The sequence below is a fragment of the Streptomyces sp. NPDC037301 genome (assembly GCF_055602785.1).
Window position 1 is genome coordinate 1 of the sequence record NZ_JBVJWD010000188.1, and the last position, 1,091, is coordinate 1,091.

Genomic DNA, 1,091 nt, shown 5'->3' on the forward strand with positions numbered 1-1,091 from the left:
CTAGGTTCTGTTCTTGGTTGTGATCAATAGGCTGGCGATCCAGATCGTTGTGGCGCGGAGGTGGACTCCGGCGAGGTAGCTCTCAGGAGTTTTGTCGTACCGGGTGGCGATGCCGCGCCAGGTCTTCAGCTTGTTGATGGCGCGCTCGACGGTGTTGCGGTCGCGGTAGAGATCCGTGTCGTGGGTGACGGGGCGACCGCCCCGGCTGCCCTTGTTCCTACGGTTCGCAGCCTGGTCCTTCTTCTCCGGGATGACCGCTTTGATGCGGCGTTTACGCAGGTGAGCGCGGTTGGCGCGGGAGGAGTAGGCCTTGTCCGCGGCGACTGCGTCGGGCCGGGTGCGGGGACGGCCGACCGGGAGCCGGACCCGCACCTTGTTCAGGACAGGGACGAACTGAGGGCTGTCGGCGGCCTGTCCGGCGGTCAGGACAAGTGCCATCGGGCGGCAGCGCCGGTCCGCGGCGAGGTGGATTTTGCTGGTCAGCCCGCCGCGGGATCTGCCGAGCAGGGCGGCCCCGAGCCGGGCCTTGCGTTGTCGCCGGACGCGCCGGCGCTCGGCCCGGGCGGGGTCACCTTCGCTGGTCTGCCCGTTCTGTTCCTCGGGTGTTCCCCTTTTTGCCGGACCGCCGCCTCCTGTTCGAGGGCCGCTCCCTCCAGAGCGGCCATGACCTCGTCGTCGAGGTGCATACCGGCCGCGTCCTGGTGAGCCCGCGCGGTGGTGGAGTCCACGCTGACCAGGGACATGTCGATTTCACCCCGTCGCGCGGCCTCGGCGATCACACCTTCCAGCAGGGCCTGGAAGACGCCCGCGTCCCGCCACCGGGCGAACCGCTGGTAGACGGTCTGCCAGGCACCGAACCGCTCGGGCATCTCACGCCACTGACTGCCGGTCCGGAACCGCCAGATCACCCCCTCGAACTGCTCACGCAGCCGCTCGGGGTACGGGCCGAACCTGCCAATCGGCAGGTAGGGCTCGATGAACGTCCATTCCTGGTCGGTCAGTTGCGCACGCGTCACACGAACGTCTTACCAGGCCACCAACACGCACGGGGCCAAAACCCGACTTTGATCACAACCGAGAACAGGCCCTAG

Annotated in this window: 1 pseudogene; it reads right to left on the reverse strand. The window is 67.8% G+C overall.

The features are described from left to right. Window positions 1-1,016 (reverse strand): annotated as a pseudogene (locus ACZ7IB_RS49300) (IS5 family transposase). Between the last annotated feature and the right edge of the window lie 75 nt (window positions 1,017-1,091).